Source organism: Burkholderia sp. MSMB1826 (assembly GCF_001526325.1).
GTDB lineage: Bacteria > Pseudomonadota > Gammaproteobacteria > Burkholderiales > Burkholderiaceae > Burkholderia.
Map to the genome: position 1 here is coordinate 631,462 of NZ_LOYN01000022.1, position 23,136 is coordinate 654,597.

Sequence of the window (23,136 nt, forward strand, 5' to 3'; positions counted from 1 at the left end):
CCGGCGCGTGCGCGCCCCGCTGCCGACCGGCCCCATGGACTCGGCGCGGCGTCGCGACGGACGCTCGTGCGCCCGTCGCGACGCCGCGCGCCGGAAAGCCCGTGCCGCGCTGCCCCAACGGCCGCCGGCACGAACCCGTGTGATACATTTCAACGTCAGTCTGCAAAACTACCATATCGCCGCCCGTCCGCCGCATGTCCGACCGTCAGGAATCCGCCGTAGCTGCGCCCGAAGCGGGACCTCCGAAGCACGATCATCCGGTCCTGCGTCGCGTGTTCAGGGTGACGCTGGCAGTCGGGATCGGCACCTACTTCGTCGCGTCCGGCGCCCTCCTCGGGCTGCGCTACGTACTGCTGCCCCGCATCGACGAATTCCGCCCGCGCATCGAGCGCGCGGTGTCCGACAAGCTCCACGCGCAGCTTTCGATCGGCAAGCTTTCCCCGAACTGGTCCGGCATGCAGCCGGGCGTCGAACTCACGAACCTGACGATTCGCGGCCGTGACGGCCAGGTCGCGCTGTCGGTGCCGCACGCGACGGCCGCGCTGTCGTGGATGTCGCTGCTGCGGCTGTCGCCCGCGCTGTCGAGCCTGATCGTCGACCAGCCCGACCTCGTCGTCGCGCGCGCGGCCGACGGCTCGCTGAGCGTCGCCGGCGTCGGCGTGGCCACCACCCACGGCGGCAACGACACGTTCGGCACCTGGCTGCTGAAGCAGGAGGCGATCGTGCTGCGCGGCGGCACGCTGCGCTGGCGCGACGCGCAGCACGACGCACCGGAGCTGGTGCTGTCGGGCATCCGGCTCGCGGTGCTCAACGACGGCCGCGTGCACAAGGCCGCGCTGCAGGCGCCCGCGAACGGCACGCTGCTGCTCGGCCCGCTCGATTTCCGCGCGCGCTTCAGGCACAAGCCGCTCGCGCCGATCGGCAAGCCGGCGAACTGGACCGGCGACGCCTACCTGTCGACCGGCCCCGTCGACCTGCAGACGCTCACGCGCTATCTCGACGTGCCGCTCACGATCCACGCGGGCCGGATCGACAACGCGATCTGGGCGACCTTCGGCGACGGCCACCTGCGCTCGGCGGGCGGCGACCTGCAAGGCGCCGACGTCGCGCTGCGCGTGCGCCCGACGCAGCCGCGGCTCGACGTGCCGACGGTCGGCTTCGGCTGGGACATGGTGCTCGACGCTGGCCACGACTACACGCTGCACCTGACGCGCTTCAATGCGGAGCTCGGCCAGCCGCCGCTGCCGGACGGCACGCCGCTCGCCCGCTCGCTCGCGCTGTCGACGCTGACCGCGCGCTACCGCGTGCCGACCGCGAACCAAGGGCAACTGCTCAGCGTGGTCGGCGACCGCGTCGATCTCGGCATCCTCAGCGAATTCATCCGCGGGCTGCCGCTGCCGGCGCGCCTGCGCAACGAGCTGATCAAGATCGACCCGCGCGGGATGGTGTCGAACTATCACATCGAGGTCGAGCGCGCGAAACCCGCGCACGCCGATCTCGCCGACGAGGAGCGGCGCCTGGGCGCCGCGCCGATCGTCCGCTACCGCTTCCTCGGCGATCTGCAAGGCATCAGCTTCGCCGCGCAGGAGCCGCCGCCCGGCCTCTCGCCGCGCGGCCACCCGCGCGCCGGCTGGCCGGGCGTCGAGAACCTGTGGGGCCGCGTCGACGCGAACGAGACGGGCGGCGCCGCGCATATCGACACGGTCAACGCGGCCGTCACCGTGCCCGGCGAATTCGACGAGCCGCGCCTGACGTTCGACCGGCTGCGCGGCAATGCCAAATGGACGATCACGCCCGCGCCCGGCGACAAGCACGCGCGCGTCGACGTGTCGCTGCCCGACCTGCTCGTGTCGAACCCCGATGCCGAAATCGCGGTGTCGGGCTCATACACGAACCCCGGCCACGGCCGCGGCTCGCTCGACCTGCGCGCCGATTTCGCGCGCGCGTCGGTCGCGCGCATTCCGCGCTACCTGCCGACCGGGATGTCCGAACACCTGCGCGACTATCTCGGCCACGCGTTGCAGGACGGCAAGGTGACCAAGGGCGCGTCGATCGTCGCGCGCGGCCCGCTCGAGAAATTCCCGTTCGAACACGAGCCGGACGCCGGCGTGTTCCACATCGTCGCGCCGTTCACCGGCGGCCGCTTCGAGCCGACGCCGTACCCGCCGCGCAAGCTCGCGAACGGCACGCCGAGCGTCTGGCCCGCGCTCGACGGCATCGACGGCGTGTTCGAGCTCGCGCAGAACAAGCTGCGCTTCGACATCGAGCGCGCGCACTACAAGCGCGTCGCGCTGACGAAGGTCGCCGGCCGCATCGACGATCTCGGCAATCCGTCGCACTCGCCGCTGATCATCGACGGCCATGCGCAGGGCCCGCTCGCCGACCTGATCGACTACGCGGACAACAGCTCGCTCGGCACGATGAGCAACCACATCGGCCAGCGCATCGATGCGCAGGGCCCCGCGTCGCTCGCGCTCAAGATCACGATTCCGCAGCACGTCCCCCATCCGCACACGCACGTCGAAGGCACGCTCGCGTTCGGCGGCAACACGCTGTCGACCAGCGGCGTGCCGCCGCTGTCGGCCCTGCGCGGCAGCGTCGGCTTCACCGAGGCCGGCGCGTCGCTGCGCGCGCTGTCGGGGCACTTCCTCGGCGGCCCGGTGCGCGCGAACGGCAACTTCCAGTCGCACGGCCCGTACGCGGTGGACGTCGACGGCCGGCTCGCGCTCGACGCCGCGCGCGGCCTGAACCTGCACGGCGCGGCCGCCGCGCTGCTCGAGCACGTGGTCGGCGACGCGCCGTACAAGATCGCCGTGCGCGGCGCGCCGGGCCGCCTGCCCGACGTCAGCGCGCAATCCGACCTGACCGGCGTGGCGCTGAACTTCCCGGCGCCGTTCGCGAAGCCGGCCGGCACGCCGATGCCGTTCCGCTTCACGCTGCAGCCGGCGCCGCAGGCGGACGGCAAACGCCTCGAACACGCCGACCTGACGCTCGGCCCGGTGAGCGCGACCTACCTGCTCGACGCGACGCGCGGCCAGCCGCTGCGCGCGGTGCGCGGCGCGATGGGCATCCACCGGATGCCCGACATGCCGCAGGACGGCGTGAGCGCGGCCGTCGACGTCGGCGAACTGGACGCCGACGCGTGGCTCGCCCTCGCCCATACGCTGCAGCCCGACACGCCGCACGCGCCGGCGCCGCAGGCTGCGCCGCGCGTCGATGTCGCGAGCTTCGCGCCGAAGCGCTTCGCGTTCCATTTCGGCACGCTGAAACTGCTCAAGCGCAACTGGGAAAACGTGATCGTCGGCGCGTCGCACGTCGACGACCTCTGGCAGGCGAACATCGCGTCGAACCAGGTCTCGGGCTACCTGTCGTGGGCGCCGGGCGGCGGTCACAACGGTGCGGGCGTGCTCAACGCGCGGCTCGCGAAGCTCGTCGTGCCGCAGAGTTCGCAGCACGACCTCGTCGGCCGCGCGATGAACCTGCCGACGCCGGCCGACCGCCCGATGCCGTCGATCGACCTGATCGTCGATCAGGTCGTCGCGCGCGATCACGACATCGGCCGCCTCGTCGTCAACGCACGCAACATCGACGAAGACGGCACGCCCGTGTGGCAGCTCGACAAGCTGGAACTGTCGAACCCGGCCGCGAAGCTCACGGCGACCGGCAACTGGCGCACGTCGCGCCGCGCGCTCGCTCGCGGCGCCGACGAACCCGACGCGCCGCGCCGCACCGTGTTCGACTTCAAGCTCGACATCGACAACGCGGGTGCGCTGCTCGACCGCGTCGGCCTGCCGCGCACGCTCGCGGACGGTCACGGCTCGGTCACGGGCAAGGTCGGCTGGCGCGGCGGCCCGACCGCGCTCGACTTCCCGTCGCTCGGCGGCCAGGTCGCGGTCGACCTCGAACACGGGCAGATCCTGAAGGTCGATCCGGGCGCGGCGAAACTGCTCGGCGTGCTGAGCCTGCAAAGCCTCGCGCGCTTCCTGACGCTGAACTTCCGCGACGTGGTCGGCAAGGGGCTGCCGTTCGACAAGATCACCGGTACCGGCCGGATTTCGAACGGGATCGCGCGCACCGACGACTTCTCGATGATGACGGGCCCCGCGAACGTCACCGTGCGCGGCGCGGTCGATCTCGGCGCCGAGACGCAGGATCTGCATGCGCACGTCGCGCCGAAAATCAGCGCGGGCGCAGCCGCGATCGGCGCGGCCATCATCAACCCGCTGCTCGGCGTCGGCGTGCTGGCCGCGAACTATGCGCTGTCCGAGACGCTGTCGCGGGCGTTCGCGCTCGACTACGCGATCACCGGCTCGTGGGCGCACCCGCACATCGAGCGGGTGCGCGGCGATCAGGGTAAGATGAATCACGGTCCGGCCGATGCAGCGAGCCATTGAGCGCGCATCGAAGCGCGCAGGGTGCCGGGCCGCACCCCATTTATGACGCAACCGATTCCGCGATGACCGACCACGCCCGTTCCGCCACGCCCTTCCGGGTCGCCGCGCTGCAGATGGTGAGCACGCCGGACGTCACACGCAATCTGGCCGAAGCGCGCCGCCTGATCGCGGAAGCCGCCGGCGAAGGCGCGCAGCTCGTGCTGCTGCCCGAGTATTTCTGCTTCATGGGTCACCGCGACACCGACAAGCTCGCGCTCGCCGAACCGTACCGCGACGGCCCGATCCAGCACTTCCTCGCCGACGCGGCGCGCCGCCACGGCATCTGGGTGATCGGCGGCACGCTGCCGCTGAAGGCGCCGGAGCCCGGTCGCGTGCTGAACACGACGCTCGTGTTCGATCCGTCCGGCCACGAGGCCGCGCGCTACGACAAGATCCACCTGTTCAACTTCGAGAAAGGCGACGAATCGTTCGACGAGGCGCGCACGATCCGCGCGGGCGACACGGTCGTCGCGTTCGACGCGCCGTTCGGGCAGGTCGGCCTGTCGGTCTGTTACGATCTCCGCTTTCCGGAGCTGTACCGCCGCATGGGCGACTGCGCGCTGATGGTCGTGCCGTCGGCGTTTACGTATACGACGGGCCGCGCGCACTGGGAAACGCTGCTGCGCGCGCGGGCCGTCGAGAACCAGTGCTACGTGCTCGCGGCCGCGCAGGGCGGCAAGCACGAGAACGGCCGGCGCACGTGGGGCCACAGCATGCTGATCGACCCGTGGGGCGAGATCGTCGCGGTCCGCGACGAGGGCGCCAGCGTCGTGCTCGGCACGATCGATCCGCAGCGCATCGCCGACGTACGCCAGAGCCTGCCCGCATGGCGGCACCGCGTGCTGACCTGAATCCGCCGCACCGCTTGACACGCCGTGCGGCCCACCCGTCTGCACGGCAGCACCCGACAACTTTTTGAGAACTCCCGATATCCGCATGAACATCATCGAACCCGGCATCCGCAACCTCGCGCTGGCGAAGGACATCCTGCTCACGCCGTACGGCCTCGACGAAAGCCTGCTCACGCGCACGATCGCCGACATCTTCACGCATCGCGTCGACTACGCGGACCTGTACTTCCAGGCGACCCGCAGCGAAGCGTGGAGCCTCGAGGAAGGCATCGTCAAGTCGGGCAGCTTCAGCATCGACCAGGGCGTCGGCGTGCGCGCGGTCGCGGGCGACCGCACCGCGTTCGCGTATTCGGACGACCTGTCGCCCGAAGCGATCGCGCAAGCCGCCGCCGCGACCAAGGCCATCGCGGCGGCCGGCGGCGGCCGCCAGAAGATCAGGGCAGCCACGTCGCTGACGGGCATCTCGGGCCGCGACCTGTACCTGCCGTCCGACCCGCTCGCGTCGCTCGACGCGACGGCCAAGGTCAAGCTGCTCGAACGCATCGAGCAGATGGCGCGCGGGCGCGACCCGCGCGTCACGCAGGTGATGGCCGGGCTCGCCGGCGAATACGACGTCGTGCTGGTCGCGCGCAGCGACGGCGCGCTCGCGGCCGACATCCGGCCGCTCGTGCGCGTGTCGGTCACGGTGATCGCCGAACAGAACGGCCGCCGCGAAATCGGCTCGGGCGGTGGCGGCGGCCGCTTCGACTACGGCTACTTCACCGACGAAGTGTTGTCGCGCTACGTCGACGACGCCGTGCACGCGGCGCTCGTCAACCTCGATGCCCGCCCCGCGCCGGCCGGCGCGATGACGGTCGTGCTCGGGCCGGGCTGGCCGGGCGTGCTGCTGCACGAGGCGATCGGCCATGGCCTCGAGGGTGACTTCAACCGCAAGGGCTCGTCCGCGTTCGCGGGCCGGATCGGCGAGCAGGTCGCCGCGAAGGGCGTGACCGTCGTCGACGACGGCACGCTGCCGAACCGCCGCGGCTCGCTGAACATCGACGACGAAGGCAACCCGACGCAGTGCACGACGCTGATCGAGGACGGCATCCTGAAGGGCTACATCCAGGACACGCTGAACGCGCGCCTGATGAAGATGCCGGTCACGGGCAACGCGCGGCGCGAGTCGTACGCGGCGCTGCCGATGCCGCGCATGACGAACACCTACATGCTGAACGGCGACAAGGATCCGCAGGAAATCATCGCGTCGGTGAAGAACGGCCTGTACGCGGTGAACTTCGGCGGCGGCCAGGTCGACATCACGAACGGCAAGTTCGTGTTCTCGGCGTCCGAGGCGTACATGATCGAGAACGGCAAGATCACCTACCCGGTGAAGGGCGCGACGCTGATCGGCAGCGGCCCGGAATCGCTGAAGTACGTGAGCATGATCGGCAACGACATGTCGCTCGACACGGGCGTCGGCGTGTGCGGCAAGGAAGGCCAGAGCGTGCCGGTCGGCGTCGGCCAGCCCACCCTGCGGATCGACAAGATGACGGTCGGCGGTACGGCATAACCGCATCGCGGTGCAGACAATCCGCGCTTTTTGACCAAAACGCGCGGATTGTCCGCATTTTTGACGATTCCCGGTTGCCAGCCGTCCAGGGACGGGGTATAAATTCCGAATCAACTTTTTTGACGAGCCGAATTTCCGTCATGTCCGCCAAGTTTTACTTTTACTTTTTTTGGTATCTCAGACCGCTGGCGGATCGAGAGGGTTGATGGCGCGTGAAGCGCAACCGAAATTCCCGAAAAAACCGCCGGCGAACCCGGCGGTTTTTTTTCGCCCTTCGCCAGCCGGTCGTCGCCGCAGCGGTCCCGCGGCCCCGACCGACACCACCGAATTGCCCGAATCGATGAATCCGCCGCACGCGCACTGACCGAACGGCGCCCCGGAAAACCAGGAGAAACAGCATGCCCCCGCACAACACCGACGACGTCCGCATTCGCGAACTCAAGGAACTGACGCCGCCCGCCCACCTGATCCGCGAATTCGCGTGCTCCGAAGCCGCGTCCGAGCTGATCTACCACTCGCGCCAGTCGATGCACCGCATCCTGCACGGGATGGACGACCGGCTGATCGTCGTGATCGGGCCGTGCTCGATCCACGACACGAAGGCGGCGATCGAATACGCGGGCCGGCTCGTGAAGGAACGCGAGCGCTTCAACGGCGAACTGGAAATCGTGATGCGCGTGTACTTCGAGAAGCCGCGCACGACGGTCGGCTGGAAGGGGCTCATCAACGATCCGCACCTCGACAACAGCTTCAAGATCAACGAAGGGCTGCGCACCGCGCGCGAGCTGCTGCTGCAGATCAACGAAATGGGGCTGCCGGCCGCGACCGAATACCTCGACATGATCAGCCCGCAGTACATCGCCGACCTGATCTCGTGGGGCGCGATCGGCGCGCGCACGACCGAGTCGCAGGTGCACCGCGAGCTCGCGTCGGGGCTGTCGTGCCCGGTCGGCTTCAAGAACGGCACCGACGGCAACGTGAAGATCGCGGTCGACGCGATCAAGGCCGCGTCGCAGCCGCATCATTTCCTGTCGGTGACGAAGGGCGGCCATTCGGCGATCGTGTCGACGGCCGGCAACGAGGATTGCCACGTGATCCTGCGCGGCGGCAAGACGCCGAACTACGACGCGGACAGCGTGAACGCCGCCTGCGCGGACATCGGCAAGGCCGGCCTCGCCGCGCGCCTGATGATCGACGCGAGCCACGCGAACAGCTCGAAGAAGCACGAGAACCAGATCCCCGTGTGCGCCGACATCGGCCGCCAGATCGCGGCCGGCGACGAACGCATCGTCGGCGTGATGATCGAGTCGCACCTCGTCGAGGGTCGCCAGGACCTGAAGGAAGGCTGCGCGCTGACCTACGGTCAGAGCATCACCGACGCGTGCATCGCATGGGACGACAGCGTGAAGGTGCTCGAAGGCCTCGCGCAAGCCGTGAAGGCGCGCCGGGTCGCGCGCGGCAGCGGCAACTGAACGACGCCGGCAGGCTGACCGTATGGCGCAGCCTGCCGGCGCATTGGCCATGCGGCCAGCCTGCGGTTGGCGTGTCACTCTGCTAGACTAGCTAACACCACCTAGCTAACCGGATTGAGCAACCATGCCGACCGTCAACATGCACGATGCCAAGTCGCGGCTCTCAAGCCTCGTCGAAGCGCTTGAATTGGGGCGCGAATCCGAAGTCGTGATTGCCCGCAATGGCCATCCGGTCGCCCGGATCGTGCCTTACTCCGCCCCGAAGCGGATCGGCGCAGCGCGTCAGCTGCTTGCCGGATTGCACATCCCGACCAGCGTCGAGGCTTTCAATGCGGGCGACGAATCGATCGCTGCCGACTTCGATGCCAGCGCGGACCAGGGACTCGCGCCGTGAAGCTGTTGCTCGATACGCATATCGCGCTCTGGGCGGCCGAAGGCGCATCGCAACTTTCGCCGACTGCAGTCGCATTGATCGACGATCCGGAGAACACGCTGTACGTCAGTACCGCGTCCATTTGGGAAATCGCAATCAAACATCGCAAGGGCAATCTCCTTGTTCATCCGCGGGATGCCCGTTCGGCGTTCCGGCTCGCCGGGTTCGCCGAGTTGCCGATCAGTAGCGATCACGCCGAGGCAGTCGCCGCGCTGCCGGATTTCGCCGATCACGCCGATCCGTTCGACCGCGTAATGGTCGCTCAGGCACTGCATGAAGGCATGCCGCTCGTCAGTGCCGATCCGAAGGTGTGGCGCTATCACGCAACGCTGATGTTGCGCGCCTGAAGTCGTCCGTCCGGCGCTCGCTGCCAGTACAAAGCCCGGCTCGCGCCGGGCTTTTGTCATTGTGTCGTTGCGTGCGCCGAAACGGGCCGTCGAATCCTCATTCGAGCGCACCCGAGCCGAAGATCTCGGTGTTCACGCGCTCCGGCGCGACGCCGAGGGCGACGAGCGCGTCGCGCTGCGCCTTCATGAACGCGATCGGCCCGCAGATGTAGTAGTCGGCATCCGGCACCAGCGCATATTGCTTCACGCGCTCCGGCGTCAGGCGCCCTTCGAGATCGTGATCGACACCGGCGCGGTCGTTCGGGCCGACCCGTTCGTACAGCACCGTGCGCTTCACGTTCGCGTGCTCGCGCGCCGCGTCGTTCAGCCAGTCGCGGAATGCGTGCACCGCGCCCGAACGGCATGCGTGGATGAATCGCACATCGCGCTTGCTGCCTTCGGCGATCAGCGTCGATGCCATCGACATCATCGGCGTGATGCCGACCCCGCCCGAGATCAGCACGACCGGCGTATCCGCGTCGCGCTTCAGCGAGAAGTCGCCCATCGGTGCGGTCACCTCGACGATCGCGCCCTCTTCCACGCCGTCGTGCATCAGCGTCGACACCTTGCCGGCCGGGATCGCTTCGGCCTTGCCGGCCTCGCGCTTCACCGAGATGCGCAGCCACTTGCCGTGCGGCGCGTCGGACAGGCTGTACTGGCGCGGCTGGTCGACGCCGAGGTCGCCGACGAAGCGCTTCACGGTGAGGTACTGGCCCGGCTCGAACGTCGGCGCCGCGCCGCCGTCGGCGGGCGTCAGGTAGAACGACGTGATCTCGTCGCTTTCGCGCACCTTGCGCGCGACCTTGAACGGGCGGAAGCCGCTCCACGCGGCGTTCGCGTACAGATCGGCCTCGGCGCCGATCATGATCTGCGCGAGCTGGCCGTACGCGACGCGCCACGCTTCGAGCGTGTCGGCATCGACCGCGTCGCCGAGCACTTCGACGATCGACGCAAGCAGGTTCTCGCCGACGATCGGGTAGTGCTCGGGGCGGATGTTCAGGCTCGCGTGCTTGTGCGAGATGCGCGACACCGCGCCGCCGAGCGCGCCGAGGTTGTCGATGTTGGCCGCATACGCATAAACGGCCTTCGCGAGCGTTTCGGGCTGGCTGCCGGTCTTCTGGTGCGTCTGGTTGAACAGGTTCTTCAGTTCCGGATGACGCGCGAACATGCGCTGATAGAAATGCTTCGTGATCGTCGCGCCGTGCTCGGCGAGGACGGGGGCCGTGGCCTTCACACGGGCCATCTGGTCAGCGGTGAGGTGGGTCATGTGCGTTCTCCGTTAAACATGCTCATACAATACATGTTTAAAAACGCACGCCCGCCGGACAAATTGTCGCAGTGCGCAAAAACGTGGCGGCGCGCTAGCGGACGCGCCCGCGCTCCCACAGCACGTCGGCGCCGCCGCCGGCGCGGTTCAGCACGCGCGCCAGCACGAACAGCAGGTCGGACAGCCGGTTCACGTACCGCCGCGGTGCGTCGTTGAGCGTGTCGCCACGCCCGAGCGCGACGATCGAGCGCTCCGCGCGGCGGCACACGGTGCGGCAGACGTGCGCGAGCGATGCGGCGCGCGAGCCGGCCGGCAGGATGAATTCCTTCAGCGGCGGCAGCGTCGCGTTGTAGTCGGCGAGCCACCGGTCGAGGCGCGCGAGATGCGTATCGTCGAGCACCGTATGGCCGGGAATGCACAGCTCGCCGCCGAGATCGAACAGGTCGTGCTGGATCGTGACGAGCGCCGTGCGCACGTCGTCCGGCAACGCCTCGGCCAGCAGCACGCCGAGATTCGAGTTCAGTTCGTCGACGTCGCCGATCGCGGCGATCCGCGCGTCGTCCTTGCCGATGCGCCGCCCGTCGCCCAGCCCGGTGGTACCGTCGTCGCCCGTGCGCGTCGCGATCTTGCTCAAGCGGTTGCCCATGCGAATGTCCTCTCGTGCGCGGCCGCCACGCGGCCCGGTTGGCTGGAACGCGATTATCGCAGCCCGCGGCGGCAGGCGCAGCGGACGTTACAGCGTAGAATGAGCCGACAGCATGAAAAGTAGTCAGGAGACATTCGTGAATCACCCTGCCCCGCCGGCCGCCACGCGCCGCCCGCTCCCCCCCGCCATGCTCGATGCGCTGCGCGCCGCTTTCGGCGAGCGCGTGTCGACCGCCGACGCGGTTCGCGCCCATCACGGCCGCGACGAATCCCCGTTCGATCCGCAACTGCCCGACGCCGTCGTGTTCGCGCGCAGCACCGACGACGTGCGCGAAGTCGTGTCGCTGTGCTCGCTCTACGGCGTGCCGCTGATCCCGTACGGCGCCGGCTCGTCGCTCGAAGGCCACCTGCTCGCGGTGCGCGGCGGCGTGTCGCTCGACCTGTCGGACATGAACCGCGTGCTGTCGATCAACGCCGAAGATCTCACGGTGACGGTCGAGCCGGGTATCACCCGCAAGGCGCTCAACGAAGCGTTGCGCGACACCGGCCTGTTCTTCCCGATCGATCCGGGCGCCGACGCGAGCATCGGCGGGATGACCGCGACCCGCGCGTCGGGCACCAACGCCGTGCGCTACGGCACGATGCGCGAGAACGTGCTCGGCCTGAGCGCGGTGCTCGCGGACGGCCGCGTGGTGAAAACCGGCTCGCGCGCGCGCAAGTCGTCGGCCGGCTACGACCTCACGCGGCTGTTCGTCGGGTCCGAAGGCACGCTCGGCGTGATCACCGAGATCACGCTGCGCCTGCATCCGCTGCCCGAGGCCGTATCGGCCGCGATCTGCACGTTCCCGACGATGGGCGACGCGGTCCGCACGGTGATCGAGACGATCCAGATCGGCGTGCCGATCGCGCGCGTCGAATTCGTCGACGCGCTCGCGGTGCGCTCGATCAACCGTCACTCGAACCTGACGCTGACCGAAGCGCCGACGCTGTTCTTTGAATTCCACGGCACCGACGCCGGCGTGAAGGAACAGGCTGAACTCGTGCAGGCGCTCGCCGGCCAGCATTCCGGCCAGGGCTTCGAATGGGCGACGCGCCCCGAGGATCGCACGCGGCTCTGGTCCGCGCGCCACAACGCGTACTTCGCGATGCTGCAGTTGAAGCCCGGTTGCCGCGCGGTGACGACCGACGTGTGCGTGCCGATCTCGCAGCTCGCCGCGTGCGTCGAGGAAACCGAGCTCGACCTGCGCGCGTCGTCGCTGCCCTGCCCGATCGTCGGGCACGTCGGCGACGGCAATTTCCACGTCGCGATCCTGATCGATCCCGACAAGCCCGAGGAACTCGCCGAAGCCGAACGCATCAACGACCGGATCGTCGAGCGCGCGCTGCGCCTGGGCGGCACCTGCACGGGCGAGCACGGCGTCGGGCTGCACAAGATGCGCTTCCTGCCGAAGGAGCACGGCGACAACGCCATCGACACGATGCGCGCGATCAAGCTCGCGCTCGATCCGCGCAACCTGATGAATCCGGGCAAGATTTTCACGTGCTGACACGGCGGCGCGACGCCGCGCCCACGCAGGAGACCTCATGAACGCTCCCGTCGAACTGTCGAGCGCCGCACGCGCGCAGCGCCAGCGCGAAGTCGTGCAGGCGCTGATGGCCGTGCTGCCGACGCACTGCCTGCTGTACCGCGACGAGGACACGGCGCCGTACGAATGCGACGGCCTGTCCGCGTACCGCCGGCTGCCGCTCGCGGTCGCGTTGCCCGAGACGGAGTCGCAGGTGCAGCGGATCGTGCAGATCTGCCGCCGCATGGAAGTGCCGATCGTGCCGCGCGGCGCCGGCACCAGCCTGTCGGGCGGCGCGCTGCCGATCGCGCTCGGCGTCGTGCTGTCGCTCGCGCGCTTCACGCGCATCGTCGAAGTCGACCCGTACGCACGCACGGCGACCGTGCAGCCCGGCGTGCGCAACCTCGCGATCTCGGAAGCGGCCGCGCCGTACGGCCTGTATTACGCGCCCGACCCGTCGTCGCAGATCGCCTGCACGATCGGCGGCAACGTCGCGGAAAATTCCGGCGGCGTCCACTGCCTGAAATACGGGCTGACCGTGCACAACGTGATGCGCGTGCGCGCGGTGACGATCGACGGCGAGATCGTCGAGTTCGGCTCGCTCGCACTCGACATGCCGGGCCTCGACCTGCTTGCCGTGATGATCGGCAGCGAAGGGATGTTCGCGATCGTCACCGAGGTCACGGTGCGACTGATCCCGAAGCCGCAGACCGCGCAGCTCGTGATGGCGAGTTTCGACGACGTCGTCAAGGGCGGCGAGGCCGTCGCGGCGATCATCGCGTCGGGCATCATCCCGGCCGGGCTCGAGATGATGGACAAGCCGGCGACGCAGGCCGTCGAGGCGTTCACGCACGCGGGCTACGACCTCGACGCGAAGGCGATCCTCTTGTGCGAATCGGACGGCACGCCCGAAGAAGTCGCCGAGGAAATCGTGCGGATGACGGCCGTGCTGCGCGAACACGGCGCGACGCGCATCCAGGTGTCGCGCAACGAAAGCGAACGGCTGCGCTTCTGGTCCGGCCGCAAGAACGCGTTCCCGGCCGCCGGCCGCATTTCCGCCGATTACTACTGCATGGACGGCACCGTGCCGCGCCGCGCGATCGGCCCGCTGCTCGCGCGCATCGAGCAGCTCGAAACGCGCTACGGGCTGCGCTGCATCAACGTGTTCCATGCGGGCGACGGCAACATGCATCCGCTGATCCTCTACAACGCGAACGATCCGGACGAGCTGCACCGCGCCGAGCAGTTCGGCGCGGAGATCCTCGAATGCTGCGTGGAATTCGGCGGCAGCGTGACGGGCGAGCACGGCGTCGGTATCGAAAAGCTCAATTCGATGTGCGTGCAGTTCTCGCCGCAGGAGCGCGATGCGTTCTTCGCGGTCAAGCGCGCATTCGATCCGGCCGGGCTGCTGAACCCGGACAAGGGCATCCCGACCCGCGCGCGCTGCGCCGAATACGGGCGCCAGCACGTGCGCGGCGGGCTGCTGCCGCACCCCGACCTGCCGCGCTTCTGAGCGGCGCGCGCGGGTCGCGGCCCGCACCGGCGGCCGCGGGGCGCGGGTCCGCCGTGCCCGCGCGGCGCGTTCGCGTGCCGGCCGCACATGCCGGCTGCGGGACTGGGCTTAGGGATAGTCGCGATGTGGAATCGCGCCACCCCGGTACAATCGACCGGACAACGAGACGAGAAAGCAACGGAACATGGAAGAGGACGACATCGTCGCCGGATGGGCCGAGCGCATCCGCGCCGCCAGTGCCGACGGCCGGCCGCTGCGGATCCGCGGCGGCGGCACCAAGGACTGGTACGGCCAGGCGCTCGAGGGCGAAATACTCGACACGCGCGCGTTTCAAGGCGTCGTGTCGTACGACCCGGCCGAACTCGTCGTCACGGTCCGCGCAGGCACGCCGCTCGCGCAACTTGAAACCGTCCTCGCCGAGCACGGCCAGATGCTGCCGTTCGAGCCGCCGCACTTCGGCCGTTCGGCCACCGTCGGCGGCTGCGTCGCGGCCGGCCTCGCGGGCCCGCGCCGCGCCACCTGCGGCGCACCGCGCGATTTCGTGCTCGGCACCACGCTGATGAACGGTCGCGGCGAAACGCTGCGCTTCGGCGGGCAGGTCGTGAAGAACGTCGCCGGCTACGACGTGTCACGGCTGATGGCCGGCGCGCTCGGCACGCTCGGGCTGATGCTCGACCTGTCGATCAAGGTGCTGCCGATGCCTGTCGCCGAAGTCACGCTCAAATTCGAGATGACAGCGACCGACGCGGTGCGCAAGCTCAACGAATGGGGCGGCCATCCGCTGCCGGTCAGCGCGAGCGCGTGGCGCAACGGCACGCTCGTGCTGCGCCTGTCGGGCGCGGAAGCCGCCGTGAAATCCGCGAAAACGCTGCTCGGCGGCGAAGTCGTCGACGCGGTCGAGGCCGAGCGCTTCTGGTCCGGCCTGCGCGAGCATACCGATCCGTTCTTCAACGGCATCCCGCCCGGCTACGCGCTGTGGCGCCTGTCGCTGCCGTCGATCACCGAACCGATGCATCTGCCCGGCACGCAGTTGATGGAATGGGGCGGCGCGCAGCGCTGGTGGATCACCGACGCCGACGCGCAGACCGTGCGCATGAGCGCGAAGCAGGCCGGCGGCCATGCGACGCTGTTCCGCGCGGGCGACACCTACGACCGCAGTGCGGGCGTGTTCACACCGCTGCCCGCGCCGATGATGAAGATCCACCGCGGGCTGAAGAGCGCGTTCGATCCCGCGCGCATCTTCAATCGCGGCCGGCTGTACCCGGAACTTTGAGGGCAGGATGCAAACGAACCTCGCCGATTTCATCCGCAATACGCCCGACGGCGACGAGGCCGACGCGATCCTGCGCAAGTGCGTGCACTGCGGGTTCTGCACCGCGACCTGCCCGACCTATCAACTGCTCGGCGACGAACTCGACGGCCCGCGCGGACGCATCTACCTGATCAAGCAGATGGTCGAAGGCGCGCCCGTCACGCGCAGCACGCAGCAGCACCTCGACCGCTGCCTCACCTGCCGCAGCTGCGAGACGACCTGCCCGTCCGGCGTCCAGTACGGCCGGCTCGTCGAGATCGGCCGCAAGCACGTGGAGGCGCAGGTGGAACGCCCCGCGCAGCAGCGGCTCATGCGCCGCGTGCTCGCGAGCGTCGTGCCGAACGCCGCGCTGTTCTCGCCGGCGATGCGGCTCGGCCAGCACGTGCGGCCGCTGCTGCCGAAGCGGCTGCGCGACAAGGTGCCGCCGCGCACGCGGCTGCTCGAATGGCCGCACCGCACGCATACGCGCAAGATGCTGATGCTCGGCGGCTGCGTGCAGCCGTCGATGCTGCCGAACATCAATATCGCGACCGCACGCGTGCTCGACGCGCTCGGCATCGAGACGGTCGTCTCGCCCGACGCGGGCTGCTGCGGCGCGATCCGCCTGCATCTGAACTATCACGACGAAGCGCTCGACGACGCGCGCCGCAACATCGACGCGTGGTGGCCCCACGTCGAACAGGGCGCCGAGGCGATCGTGATGAATGCATCGGGCTGCGGCGCGACGGTGCTCGAATACGCGCACCTGCTGCGCGACGATCCGGCCTATGCGGAGAAAGCGCAACGCATCGTGTCGCTGACGCGCGACATCTCCGACGTGCTGCTCGCGTTCGAGGCCGAACTCGCGACGATCGCCCGGCGCCGCGCGATCCATACGGTCGCGTACCATCCGCCGTGCACGCTGCAGCATGGGCAGCAGTCGCGCGGCAAGGTCGAGCGCCTGCTCGAGACGCTCGGCATCGACGTGCGGCTGCCGGCCGACAGTCATCTGTGCTGCGGCTCGGCCGGCACCTACTCGCTGACGCAGCCGTCGCTGTCGTACCGGTTGCGCAAGCAGAAGCTGCTGAAGCTGCAGGCGCTCGAACCGCAGATGATCGTATCCGGCAACATCGGCTGCATCGCGCATCTGCAAAGCGGCACGCAGGTGCCGGTCGCCCACTGGATCCAGCTCGTCGAGCATTTGCTGTACGGCTAGGCTAGCGCCCGTTCACGCATGACGGGCAGGCGCGCAGCGTCCGTATAATGAGCGGATCGATGCGCCGCGGATCGCTGCGCATCGGCTTCATGCCCGTTTCCGCGCTGCTTGCGTGCCTGCTTCCGTGCCCGTCATGTCCGATCTCGCCGCCCGTCTCGACTCCGTTCACCGCCGCATCGCCGACGCCGCCCGCGCGGCCGGCCGCGATCCCGCCACCGTATCGCTGCTCGCCGTGTCGAAGACGTTTCCGGCCGACGACGTGCGCGCCGCGCATGCAGCCGGGCAGCGCGCCTTCGGCGAGAACTACGTGCAGGAGTCGATCGACAAGATCGACGCGCTCGCCGACCTGCGCGCGAGCCTCGAATGGCATTTCATCGGGCCGCTGCAATCGAACAAGACGCGCCCCGTCGCCGAGCGCTTCGACTGGGTCCATTCGGTCGACCGGCTGAAGATCGCGCAGCGCCTGTCGGAACAACGCCCCGCGCATCTGCCGCCGCTCAACGTATGCGTGCAGGTGAACATCAGCGGCGAGGCGTCGAAGAGCGGCGTCGCGCCGGCCGACGTGGCCGAGGTCGCGCGGGCGGTCGCCGCGCTGCCGTCGCTGCGGCTGCGCGGCCTGATGGCGATTCCCGAGCCGGCCGCCGACACCGACGCGCAGCGCGCGCCGCACCGCGCGCTGCGCGCGTTGTTCGACGCGTTGCGCGCCGACGGCCTGCCGCTCGACACGCTGTCGATGGGCATGTCCGCCGATCTCGACGCGGCCGTGCTCGAAGGCGCGACGATCGTACGCGTCGGCACCGCGATCTTCGGCGCGCGCGACTACTCGCGCTGAACGCCGCGTTCTTTTCCGCCTTTCCGTTCACTCACTCGCTCATTCCCGACATCATGAAAATCGCATTCATCGGCGGCGGCAACATGGCCGCGGCCCTGATCGGCGGCCTGATCAAGCGCGGCGTCGCCGCGGACGGCCTGTATGCCGTCGACATCAACGAAGACGTCCGCGCGCGCGCCGCGCAGCAATTCGGCGTGCGCACCGGCGCGGCCGTCGACGCAACGCTCGCCGATTACGACGCGATCGTGCTCGCGGTGAAGCCGCAGGTGCTGAAGGACGTCGCGCAGGCGCTCGCGCCGCACCTGAAGTCGCAGCTCGTGATCAGCATCGCGGCCGGCATCCGCGGCACGGATCTCGCCCGCTGGCTCGGCGGCTACGCGCGCGTCGTGCGCACGATGCCGAACACGCCGGCGCTGGTCGGCATGGGCGTGACCGGCCTGGCCGCGCTGCCGGGCGTCGACGCGGCAGGCCGCGAACTCGCGTCGAGCGTGCTCGGCGCGGTCGGCGAGATCGTATGGTTCGACGACGAATCGCAGCTCGACGCGGTCACGGCGATTTCGGGCAGCGGCCCCGCGTACGTGTTCTATTTCATCGAAGCGCTGCAGGAAGCCGCGCGCCGTCTCGGCATGAACGACGAACAGGGCCGCGCGCTCGCGGTCGCGACGTTCGCGGGCGCCGCGCAACTGGCCGCGCAATCGGGCGAGCCGGCGAGCGTGCTGCGCGAACGCGTGACGTCGAAGGGCGGCACGACGGCCGCCGCGCTCGCGGCGTTCGACGCGCAGGGCGTGAAGGAAGCGATCGTGCGCGGCGCGCTCGCGGCCGACGCGCGCGCGAAGGAAATGGGCGACGAGCTCGGTCGCGCGTAAGCGCGACAACGGCGCCGGTTTGGCCGGCGCCGGACGTAAAAAAAGCGACCGTCGGGTCGCTTTTTTCGTTGGCGCCGCCCGCAAAGGCGCGATATGTCGGGGTGTCGTTCAGCGAGCGGCCAGCAGGTAATGCGCGGCGATGCCCGCGAACAGCACGCCGCCGAGCCAGTTGTTGTGGCGGAACGCCGCGAAGCACGGCATCCGTTCGCGACCCTTGATCAGCGTGTAGTGATACAGCGCGCAGCCGAGCGCCGCCGCCCAGCCGGCCCAGTACGCGATGCCGAAGCCGAGCGTCACGCCGATCCACACGTAGATGCCGAGCGTCACCGCGTAGCACGCCATCACGGCCGCGACGTCGAAGCGGCCGAACGTCAGCGCGGACGTGCGGATGCCGATCTTGATGTCGTCGTCGCGATCGACCATCGCATATTCGGTGTCGTACGCGACCGACCAGAAGATGTTCGCGACCAGCATCACCCACGCCAGCATCGGCACCGTGTCCTGCACGGCCGCGAACGCCATCGGGATGCCGAAGCCGAACGCGATGCCGAGATACGCCTGCGGAATCGCGAAGAAGCGCTTCATGAACGGGTAGGAGCCGGCGACGAACAGTGCGACGACCGACAATTCTTTCGTCAGCGTATTGAGCGGCAGGATCAGCAGGAACGCGACGAACGACAGCCCGACCGCGATCGCGACGGCCTCCCATGCGCGGATCTTGCCCGACGTCAGCGGCCGGTCGGCCGTGCGCTTCACGTGGCGGTCGAAATCGCGGTCGGCGTAATCGTTGATCGCGCAGCCGGCCGAGCGCATCAGCAGCGTGCCGAGCGTGAAGATCACGAGCAGCGGCCAGCGCGGCTTACCGTCCGATGCGATCCACAGCGCGTTGAGCGTCGGCCACAGCAGCAGCAGGCTGCCGATCGGCTTGTCCATCCGGACGAGCCGCAGATACAGGGGAAAGCGGGCAAGCATGGCGAAGCACCAGGAAGAGAATCCCGGCATTTTAGAGCCGAGCGGCGCTGCGCGTCATGTCGGCGCGACCCGCGGCCCACGGTCGCGGCGGGCGGGCCGGCCGCTCCGGCCCGCTGCGCACGGCCGCGCGGCGGCGGACATCGATCCAGGGACAGATTCGGCGCCGACCCGCCCGGGCCCGGCCTGACGCGCCAGCGGCTTCGGGCTCACGCGAGCAGCGACCGCAGCATCCATGCGGTCTTTTCGTGCGTCTGCAAGCGCTGCGTGAGCAAGTCGGCGGTCGGCTCGTCGCTCGCCGCGTCGGCGATCGGGAAGATTTCGCGCGCGGTGCGCACGACCGTCTCGTGCCCTTCGACGAGTTGGCGGATCATCTCCTCGGCGGCCGGCACGCCCTTCGCTTCCGGCACCGACGACAGTTTCGCGAAATCGCCGAACGTGCCGGGCGCGACGACGCCCAGCGTGCGAATGCGCTCGGCGACGGAGTCGACCGCGAGCCATAGTTCGTTGTACTGCTCCTCGAACATCAGGTGCAGCGTGTTGAACATCGGTCCGGTCACGTTCCAGTGGAAATTGTGGGTCTTCAGGTACAGCGAAAACGTATCGGCGAGCAGGCGCGACAGGCCCTCCGCGATGTTCTTGCGGTCCTTGTCGCTGATGCCGATGTTGATCTGCGTGGCGTTGCCTTTCTTGGCCATCTTCGGGACTCCTCATTCGAAATGTCGAACCGGCGAAAATGCATCGGGCAATCCGCATGCCGCATCGCGCGGCATCCGTTCGCGACTCGCCAGTCTAGCGTCGCGAATCCGTTGCCGCCCTCAACCGCCGGCGGCCGACACGACCGGCGCGAGCGCGTGCAGCGCCTGCGAGGCCAGCTCCGCCGCTCCGCCGACGACGATCGCGAAGCCGACGACGTAGCGCGCCAGCTCCACCGGCGATCGCAGAATGGGCAACGCGGCCGCGCGCATGTCGAGCATCATTTGCGTCATGGTCGTCACTCCTTTGACAAGACATCGTTCAGGGAAGAAACGGCCGGTCGCCGGACCGGCCGTTTCACGTTACTGCATGACTGCATCGCCGCATCGGCATGCGGCCGGGTTCATGCGAGGTCGAAGCGGTCGAGGTTCATCACCTTGTTCCAGGCCGCGACGAAATCGCGCACGAACTTCTCCTTCGCATCCGCGCTGCCGTACACCTCGGCCAGCGCACGCAGTTGCGCATGCGAACCGAAGATCAGGTCGACGCGCGTGCCCGTCCACTTGAGCTCGCCCGTCGCGCGATCGCGCCCTTCGAACACGTCGTTCGCGGCCGACACCGGCTTCCACTCGGTGCCCATGTCGAGCAGGTTCACGAAGAAGTCGTTCGTCAGCGTTTCCGGACGATCGGTGAACACGCCATGCTTCGCATCGCCGGCATTCGCACCGAGCACGCGCAGGCCGCCGACGAGCACCGTCATCTCCGGTGCGCTCAGCGTCAGCAACTGGGCCTTGTCGACCAGCAGCGCCTCGGCCGGCGTCTTGTACGCGTGCTTCAGGAAGTTGCGGAAACCGTCGGCGAGCGGCTCGAGCACGGCCATCGCGTCGACGTCGGTTTCTTCCTGCGAGGCGTCCATCCGGCCCGGTGCGAACGGCACGGTGACCGCGATACCCGCATTCTTCGCGGCCTGCTCGACGCCGGCCGCACCGGCCAGCACGATCAGGTCGGCCAGCGACACCTTCTTGCCGTCCGTCTGCGCATCGTTGAACGCCTTCTGCACGCCTTCGAGCGTTTCGAGCACCGCCGCGAGTTCGGCCGGGCGGTTCACTTCCCAGTCCTTCTGCGGCGCGAGGCGGATGCGCGCACCGTTCGCGCCGCCGCGCTTGTCCGAGCCGCGGAACGTCGACGCGGACGCCCAGGCGGTCGACACGAGCTGCGACACCGACAGGCCCGTCGCCAGCACCTTCGCCTTCAGCGCGGCGACGTCGGCGGCGTCGATCAGCGGGTGATCGACGGCCGGGATCGGGTCCTGCCACAGCAGGTGTTCCGCCGGTACTTCCGGGCCGAGATAACGGGCGCGCGGCCCCATGTCGCGGTGCGTGAGCTTGAACCACGCGCGTGCGAACGCGTCGGCGAATTCGTCCGGGTTCTCGTAGAAGCGGCGCGAGATCTTTTCGTAGGCCGGATCGAAACGCAGCGACAGGTCGGTCGTCAGCATCGTCGGACGATGCTTCTTCGATGCGTCGTACGCGTCCGGAATGATCTCGTCCGCATCCTTCGCGACCCACTGGTGCGCGCCCGCCGGGCTCTTCGTGAGCTCCCACTCGTAGCTGAACAGGTGCTTGAAGAAGTCGTTGCTCCACTTCGTCGGCGTCGACGTCCACGTGACTTCGAGACCGCTCGTGATCGTGTCCTTGCCCTTGCCCGTGCCGAACGTGCTCTTCCAGCCGAGGCCCTGCTGCTCGAGGCCCGCGGCTTCCGGCTCGGGACCGACGTTCGAGGCCGGGCCGGCGCCGTGCGTCTTGCCGAACGTGTGGCCGCCCGCGATCAGCGCGACCGTTTCCTCGTCGTTCATCGCCATCCGCGCGAACGTCTCGCGGATGTCGTGCGCGGCGGCGACCGGGTCGGGGTTGCCGTCCGGGCCTTCCGGGTTCACGTAGATCAGGCCCATCTGCACCGCGGCGAGCGGGCTTTCGAGCTCGCGCTTGCCCGTGTAGCGGCTGTTCGGGCCGCCGCTCAGTTCCAGCCAGATCTTTTCCGAGCCCCAGTAGACGTCGTCCGGTTCCCACGTATCGACGCGGCCGCCGGCATAGCCGAACGTCTTGAAGCCCATCGATTCGAGCGCGACGTTGCCGGTCAGGATCAGCAGGTCGGCCCACGAGATGTTGCGGCCGTACTTCTGCTTGATCGGCCACAGCAGGCGGCGCGCCTTGTCGAGGCTCACGTTGTCCGGCCAGCTGTTGAGCGGCGCGAAGCGCTGCTGCCCGCCGCCCGCGCCGCCGCGGCCGTCGGCCGTGCGGTACGTGCCGGCGCTATGCCATGCCATGCGCACGAACAGGCCGCCGTAGTGGCCGAAGTCGGCCGGCCACCAGTCCTGCGACGTCGTCATCAGCGCGTGCAGGTCCTGCTTCACCGCGGCGAGATCCAGCTTCTTGAACGCCTCGGCGTAGTCGAAATCCGCGTCCATCGGATCGGACAGCGCCGAATGCCGATGCAGGACGTTCAGGTTCAGCTGATTCGGCCACCAGTCCTTGTTCGTCGTGCCGCTGCCTGCGGTGTGGTTGAACGGGCACTTCGTTTCGTTCGACATGCTTTTTTCTCCTTCACTGGCTCGTAGGCCCCCACGTGCCGGGCGCGGTTCGTGGAGCGTTGCGGGGGGGTAAGAAACGGAACAGGCGGGTCCTCCTGTCGTACTACGGGATGTCGTGCGCGGCCCTGGACACGCGTTCCCGTTGCCGTGCGCCGCAGGCGGGGCACTCGGGGAAGCGGCTGCCGGTAGCCGTCGTACCGGCGACGCGGGCGGTTTTTCGGATATCGGACATGCGATGCTCCCTCAAGGCTCGACGGCAGGTGATTCGGGGGAACACTGGACCGGCGTGCGGCGGCACTCATCCGCCATACACACGGTCCGCCAGGTACGCGAACGCAATCGGGCGCAGGCCGCGAACCGCCGCCCTGGCGCGATGTACGACCGTGTCGCGCGACGGGATGTTCCGCTGCGCGTGCTTCAATACCGACCGCATCATGACATCCTCCTTTGACGCTTGCATCCAACGTGCATCTCGCCCATCGGCTCGACATCGATCCATGTAGAGGATTCTATCTATATCTATCAATTATTTGAATTTGATAAATTTCATCTATACGAT

General features: G+C 68.7%; 18 protein-coding genes. 12 read left to right on the plus strand and 6 right to left on the minus strand.

Features of this window, described 5'->3' with window-relative positions:
* Positions 1–194: 194 nt before the first annotated feature.
* The 6 genes from WS95_RS15125 (at position 195) to WS95_RS15150 (ending at position 9,088) form a co-directional block, all read left to right on the plus strand.
* Positions 195–4,394: a YhdP family phospholipid transporter gene (locus WS95_RS15125; RefSeq protein WP_059824491.1), complete on the plus strand. Its 4,200-nt coding sequence runs from the start codon at positions 195–197 to the stop codon at positions 4,392–4,394.
* 62 nt (positions 4,395–4,456) lie between these two features.
* Positions 4,457–5,284 (plus strand): carbon-nitrogen hydrolase family protein, encoded by an 828-nt coding sequence (locus WS95_RS15130; RefSeq protein ID WP_059824493.1) that lies wholly within the window; start codon positions 4,457–4,459, stop codon positions 5,282–5,284.
* A gap of 85 nt (positions 5,285–5,369) precedes the next feature.
* Entirely contained in the window at positions 5,370–6,836 is a 1,467-nt protein-coding gene (gene tldD / locus WS95_RS15135) for a metalloprotease TldD (protein WP_034206467.1), read from the plus strand.
* 398 nt (positions 6,837–7,234) lie between these two features.
* Positions 7,235–8,308: a 3-deoxy-7-phosphoheptulonate synthase AroG gene (gene aroG / locus WS95_RS15140; RefSeq protein WP_059779255.1), complete on the plus strand. Its 1,074-nt coding sequence runs from the start codon at positions 7,235–7,237 to the stop codon at positions 8,306–8,308.
* Positions 8,309–8,432: 124 nt separating this feature from the next.
* Entirely contained in the window at positions 8,433–8,702 is a 270-nt protein-coding gene (locus WS95_RS15145) for a type II toxin-antitoxin system Phd/YefM family antitoxin (RefSeq protein WP_059824494.1), read from the plus strand.
* Complete coding sequence (locus WS95_RS15150; RefSeq protein WP_059824496.1) at positions 8,699–9,088, plus strand: type II toxin-antitoxin system VapC family toxin; 390 nt, start codon at positions 8,699–8,701, stop codon at positions 9,086–9,088. The genes WS95_RS15145 and WS95_RS15150 overlap by 4 nt, the downstream gene beginning before the upstream one ends.
* A 97-nt stretch (positions 9,089–9,185) precedes the next feature.
* Here WS95_RS15150 and hmpA read toward each other — a convergent pair whose 3' ends face one another.
* Together hmpA and WS95_RS15160 are read right to left on the minus strand one after the other, a co-directional pair.
* Positions 9,186–10,394 carry an NO-inducible flavohemoprotein gene (hmpA, locus tag WS95_RS15155; RefSeq protein ID WP_059824497.1) on the minus strand — a complete coding sequence of 403 codons (1,209 nt, stop codon included), beginning with the start codon at positions 10,392–10,394 and terminating at the stop codon, positions 9,186–9,188.
* Positions 10,395–10,488: 94 nt separating this feature from the next.
* The gene (locus WS95_RS15160) at positions 10,489–11,040 is read right to left on the minus strand and encodes a cob(I)yrinic acid a,c-diamide adenosyltransferase (RefSeq protein ID WP_059824499.1); all 552 of its coding nucleotides are present in this window, start codon (positions 11,038–11,040) and stop codon (positions 10,489–10,491) included.
* Positions 11,041–11,176: 136 nt separating this feature from the next.
* Here WS95_RS15160 and WS95_RS15165 point away from each other — a divergent pair, with 136 nt between their 5' ends.
* The 6 genes from WS95_RS15165 (at position 11,177) to proC (ending at position 18,322) form a co-directional block, all read left to right on the plus strand.
* Positions 11,177–12,586, plus strand: a complete 1,410-nt coding sequence (locus WS95_RS15165) for an FAD-binding oxidoreductase (RefSeq protein ID WP_034206462.1) — start codon at positions 11,177–11,179, stop codon at positions 12,584–12,586.
* 37 nt (positions 12,587–12,623) lie between these two features.
* Complete coding sequence (locus tag WS95_RS15170) at positions 12,624–14,117, plus strand: FAD-linked oxidase C-terminal domain-containing protein (RefSeq protein WP_034206461.1); 1,494 nt, start codon at positions 12,624–12,626, stop codon at positions 14,115–14,117.
* Positions 14,118–14,301: 184 nt separating this feature from the next.
* Positions 14,302–15,390 (plus strand): glycolate oxidase subunit GlcE, encoded by a 1,089-nt coding sequence (gene glcE / locus WS95_RS15175; RefSeq protein ID WP_059779250.1) that lies wholly within the window; start codon positions 14,302–14,304, stop codon positions 15,388–15,390.
* Positions 15,391–15,397: 7 nt separating this feature from the next.
* On the plus strand, positions 15,398–16,624 hold the full coding sequence (glcF, locus tag WS95_RS15180; protein ID WP_034206459.1) for a glycolate oxidase subunit GlcF: 1,227 nt from the start codon (positions 15,398–15,400) through the stop codon (positions 16,622–16,624).
* Between the two features lie 133 nt (positions 16,625–16,757).
* On the plus strand, positions 16,758–17,456 hold the full coding sequence (locus tag WS95_RS15185) for a YggS family pyridoxal phosphate-dependent enzyme (RefSeq protein ID WP_034206458.1): 699 nt from the start codon (positions 16,758–16,760) through the stop codon (positions 17,454–17,456).
* A 53-nt stretch (positions 17,457–17,509) separates the two neighbouring features.
* Positions 17,510–18,322 carry a pyrroline-5-carboxylate reductase gene (gene proC, locus WS95_RS15190; RefSeq protein WP_059779248.1) on the plus strand — a complete coding sequence of 271 codons (813 nt, stop codon included), beginning with the start codon at positions 17,510–17,512 and terminating at the stop codon, positions 18,320–18,322.
* A gap of 108 nt (positions 18,323–18,430) precedes the next feature.
* On the opposite strand, the gene ubiA is transcribed toward proC, so the two are convergent.
* The 4 genes from ubiA to katG form a co-directional block, all read right to left on the minus strand.
* Positions 18,431–19,294 carry a 4-hydroxybenzoate octaprenyltransferase gene (gene ubiA / locus WS95_RS15195; RefSeq protein ID WP_059824501.1) on the minus strand — a complete coding sequence of 288 codons (864 nt, stop codon included), beginning with the start codon at positions 19,292–19,294 and terminating at the stop codon, positions 18,431–18,433.
* 206 nt (positions 19,295–19,500) lie between these two features.
* Positions 19,501–19,989 (minus strand): non-specific DNA-binding protein DpsA, encoded by a 489-nt coding sequence (dpsA, locus tag WS95_RS15200; RefSeq protein WP_034206455.1) that lies wholly within the window; start codon positions 19,987–19,989, stop codon positions 19,501–19,503.
* Between the two features lie 120 nt (positions 19,990–20,109).
* Complete coding sequence (locus WS95_RS35360; protein WP_179948997.1) at positions 20,110–20,280, minus strand: hypothetical protein; 171 nt, start codon at positions 20,278–20,280, stop codon at positions 20,110–20,112.
* Positions 20,281–20,390: 110 nt separating this feature from the next.
* Positions 20,391–22,577 carry a catalase/peroxidase HPI gene (katG, locus tag WS95_RS15205; RefSeq protein WP_059779246.1) on the minus strand — a complete coding sequence of 729 codons (2,187 nt, stop codon included), beginning with the start codon at positions 22,575–22,577 and terminating at the stop codon, positions 20,391–20,393.
* Positions 22,578–23,136 lie beyond the last annotated feature (559 nt).